This is a genomic window from Pseudomonas sp. AGC41 (assembly GCF_057334555.1).
Genome location: NZ_JBHFJB010000074.1, coordinates 18,743 through 22,657 on the forward strand (window position 1 = coordinate 18,743; position 3,915 = coordinate 22,657).

A 3,915-nucleotide genomic window follows, 5' to 3' on the forward strand; every position below is an offset into this window, starting at 1 on the left:
CGAAGCAGCCCCAAAAAGGTCTATGGAGACCAACCTGACGCACCGAGGTGGCAGGATTTGGGCCTGCTGCGCAGTCCAGCGGGGCGGTGCGACGTTTCGCTAAATCCCCTCGCCACAAGTGAGTCAAGCCTCTTGGAACCGTGTATTGCTCAGCCCTTCGCCGCCATCGCTGTCACTTCCACTTTCATGCCGTCCACCGCCAGCGCCGCCACGCCCACCGCGGCGCGCACCGGCCAGGGCTTGGCGAAGAAGCGTTTGTAGACTTCATTGAAAGCCGCGCGATCGGCCATGTCGGTCAGGTAGATGGTCAAGTGCAACACGCGGTCCATGGAGCTGCCGGCGCGTTCGAGGGCGGTCTTGAGCGCCTGCAACGTGCACTCGCTCTGCGCCGTGATGTCGCCCAGCTCCAGGCTGCCGTCGGCGCGGGTCGGGATCTGGGTGGAAACCAGCAAGCCGCCGAAACCGGCGACGTCGGAGGAGATGGATTCTGCGTCCGGGTCGGGGGTGAACGTGATGTCTTGGTTCGCCATGGAAGTCTCGTGCTCGAAAAGAAAGGAGGCCAGTCGCTTCAATACGACTGGCCTGCCAGTTTAACGCCGATCTTCGGGCTGTCAGCCACTCCGCTGGTTCGAACCCCCGTCACCGTCGGCCCTGGACCATTCGCTTGGCGGTCAGCACGTGCTCCAGTTGCGGTTCGGCGACCGCTACGTGGGCGGCCATGTCGCGGGCCTGTTCCCAATCCAGCTCAGGGCGCAACCATTCGAGGGCATTCTCGCCGGTGAAGGCCAGCAGTCGCTGCTGTTGGTTGACCATGTCGCCGTAGGTCACCAGGGCCAGCCCGTCACAGCCGTTGGGCGTTTCACTGGCCTGGGCCAGGGCGGCGAGGAAGATCGGTGAGGATTGCCGCGACGTCGTATAGCTCAGGCGCTTGGCCTGGGTGTGCGCGCCAGTTTCCGCGGCGGCTTCGTACCAGCCATCCACCGCCACCAGGACGCGCCCGTCGCGCTTGATCCGGTCGAACACCTTGGAGCGCATCACCAAGTGCAAGGGCAGGTGGGTCAGCGGCGGCATCGTGCCCATCGACCAGACGGGCGACCACCCCCAACGCACCTTGATGCACTCCAGCCGCCCGCCACGGTTGCGTATGGCGCTGACCTGCATGTTCGGCTTGATTACGCTTTGTCGCTCATGCAGCGCGGGTGCCGCGGCGGCGTGGAGACTGTCGGCGGACAAGCTTGATGAGTTGGCACCGAAGGGCTCGCGCTGGGCAAAAAACGCCAGGGAATCCTTGGAAGAGACAGGCTGAACGAAACATTCACACATCGCGAAAACTCCAGGCAGATATTGACTACAACCCGCCGTTGAAGCCGCGAAAAACCAGTCGTCTTCAGTCGGTTGCGGCGGTGTTATGTAGCTCCGAGCCGGCGCGCCAAAGCTTGGTTCGAAAATCCTTATCGTCACCGGATGAGCGGAAAATCAAGCGGCATTTCATCCACTTATACGACCGCTCATCGTCTGCACGGAGAGCCGCGCAATTTCCCAAGGTCGTTCGTTTTGTCCCCGCTGCTGTTGCATCGACGGCGTATCGCGAGGCCTCTGATGAAGGAGAAATGACCCATGACCAAAATCGACAACCTGCTGGATAACAAAGGGACGCCGCTGGACAAGCAGACGTTTACCTGGCGTGACCTGGCCGGCAAACCCATCAGCAAACTGGATGACGATGCGTTCACGCGAGTGCGGGTGATCCTGATGAACGGCGTCGAATCCGACGCGCTGCGCCTCAAGCATTTCGGCGCGCGTTTCCACAAGGAATTGCAACTGCCCCTGGCCCAGGTAAGGCGCGCCGAGCAGCATCAGATGACCGCGATAAACTGGCTGCTGTCGGCTGATCATTCGCCGCTTGAAACCACCGTGGCCTACGAACAGGTCGCCATCGAAGTGACTGCCGCCGTCGCCCAGAACGAGCCCGACCCTTATCAGGCGCAGACCTATCGTTTCGGCCTGCTGGAAGATTTCGACCACCTCTATCGATACTCGGCCATGCTTGATCGATTGGAAGGCAAAGACGCCAACAACATCTTGCAAGGCTACACGGACATCGTGCCCGGCCGGCCCACCAGCGAGCACCACCGTGCCCCCGGTGATGACCTGCGCGACAACTACAAGAAGGAGAACGCCGCGCTGATCACCAAGATCCATGCGGCGCTGATCACCGGTGCGGAATACCAGACCCACGATTACTACATGAACATCGGCCCGCTGTTTGCCGACCCGGTGGCGCGGGCGTTGTATGCCGAGATTGCTTCGGTGGAAGAGCAGCATGTCACCCAGTACGGCTCGTTGCAGGACCCCAGCGAAACCTTCATGGAGAAGTGGCTGGTGCATGAAGCGATGGAGGTCTACACCTACGCCAGTTGCGCCGAGCAGGAAGAAAATCCACGGATCAAGGCCATGTGGGAACGCTTCGTCGACTACGAGCTGGGGCACTTGAACCTGGCTTGCGAATTGTTCAAGAAGTACGAGCGACGCGACCCCGCCGAAGTGCTCAGCGGTCAGTTGCCGCGCATGATCGAGTTCAAGAGCCAGCGCGATTTCGTCCGTGAGACGCTGTCCCGCGAAGTGGACCTGCGCGCCCACGGCATCGACTACGTGCCCAAGGAACGCGAAGGCCACGCTTCCCTCGACTACCGCGCCCAGCTCAACAGCGAAGGCGTGCCTGCCAACATCGTCTCGGCCGGCTACACCTTCAAGCCCGGCACCGAACTCAACCCAGTGGGAGAACAGCAATGAGCGAACGCCAAGTCACCATCGGCATGAATCGTACCGGCGTCCAGATGTCTCCCGAAGACACCGCTCGCCAACTGGAAGCCACCCGTCTGTTTCCGGCGGATGTACCGGGCGACATGAGCGACTACACGGCAGAACGCGAGCGCGCCATTCGCGAGGCCGACCTGATCGGCTCGGTACCGGCACCGGGTTCGGTCAAAGGCATGGTCAAGACCGCATTGGACAAAACCATCGGCAAGGCGCCGGAAGTGCTGCTCGACAAGCTCGGCGAACGCTTGGCCTTCGAGCGCACCGGCGTGCGCCTGTATGAGGCGATGGTCGCCAAGGCCACGGCCGCGCCAGGGGCCGATCCGGCGTTGGTGGAGACCTTGCGGCAGATCCAGGCCGAGGAGCTTGAGCACATGAACATCGTGCGCGAAGCCATCGAAACCCTCGGCGGCGACCCAACCGCGATGACGCCATGCGCCGACGTGGCGGGCGTCAAGGCCATGGGCGTGCTGCAAGTATTGACCGACCCGCGCACCACCGTTTCCCAGTCGATGAGTGCGATCCTGACCATCGAGCTGGAAGACAACGCTGCCTGGGAGTTGCTGATCGAGCTGGCGAAGAAGGGCGGTCACCCGCTGATCGCCAAGCGCTTCGGCCATGCCCTGGAACAGGAGGAAACGCACCTGGCCACGGTGCGCGACTTCATCAGGCAAGACCTGCTCGCGCAAGTGAGTTGAGGCTTGTTTCACAGCTGGCTCCGCCCCGGTTTTCCCGCGGTGGAGCCCTTGGCTCAAACTTTCGAAGGACACCCGCCCGTGAGTGAAACCGACCTTGAGATGGAATTGAAAGCCTGGCGGCTGTTGCTGGAAGACGATACGTATCGCCTGGACTTTCCCGAGGATTATTACGACACGTTGATCCGGCGCGCGGATGAGCTGGTGTTGCATGAATTGATTGGTTTGGAAGATTGGCAATTGCTCAAGGACGCGGCGGACCAGGCTTATCAGTTGACGGTGGAAATGTTGGCGCGCAATCAGCGCGATTGTCTGAATGTGCAGGGGATGCGCTTGCCTCGGGCTTGATTGTCGAATGTGCCGGCCTCTTCGCGAGCAGGCTCGCTCCCACATTTGGATCTGC

General features: G+C 61.5%; 5 protein-coding genes. 3 read left to right on the forward strand and 2 right to left on the reverse strand.

Annotation, left to right across the window (positions count from 1 at the left end):
• Nucleotides 1-149: 149 nt before the first annotated feature.
• On the reverse strand, nt 150-530 hold the full coding sequence (locus ACE04F_RS13640) for a RidA family protein (RefSeq protein WP_486107439.1): 381 nt from the start codon (nt 528-530) through the stop codon (nt 150-152).
• A 109-nt stretch (nt 531-639) separates the two neighbouring features.
• Nucleotides 640-1,323 (reverse strand): SOS response-associated peptidase family protein, encoded by a 684-nt coding sequence (locus ACE04F_RS13645; protein ID WP_486107441.1) that lies wholly within the window; start codon nt 1,321-1,323, stop codon nt 640-642.
• A 294-nt stretch (nt 1,324-1,617) separates the two neighbouring features.
• Between ACE04F_RS13645 and ACE04F_RS13650 the strand changes: the two genes are divergently transcribed.
• The 3 genes from ACE04F_RS13650 (at nt 1,618) to ACE04F_RS13660 (ending at nt 3,860) form a co-directional block, all read left to right on the forward strand.
• Nucleotides 1,618-2,793 carry a hypothetical protein gene (locus ACE04F_RS13650; protein ID WP_434603800.1) on the forward strand — a complete coding sequence of 392 codons (1,176 nt, stop codon included), beginning with the start codon at nt 1,618-1,620 and terminating at the stop codon, nt 2,791-2,793.
• Nucleotides 2,790-3,515 carry a DUF892 family protein gene (locus ACE04F_RS13655; protein WP_486107443.1) on the forward strand — a complete coding sequence of 242 codons (726 nt, stop codon included), beginning with the start codon at nt 2,790-2,792 and terminating at the stop codon, nt 3,513-3,515. Before ACE04F_RS13650 ends, ACE04F_RS13655 begins: the two co-directional genes overlap by 4 nt.
• A 78-nt stretch (nt 3,516-3,593) precedes the next feature.
• Nucleotides 3,594-3,860: a hypothetical protein gene (locus ACE04F_RS13660; protein ID WP_486107444.1), complete on the forward strand. Its 267-nt coding sequence runs from the start codon at nt 3,594-3,596 to the stop codon at nt 3,858-3,860.
• The last annotated feature ends 55 nt before the right edge of the window (nt 3,861-3,915 follow it).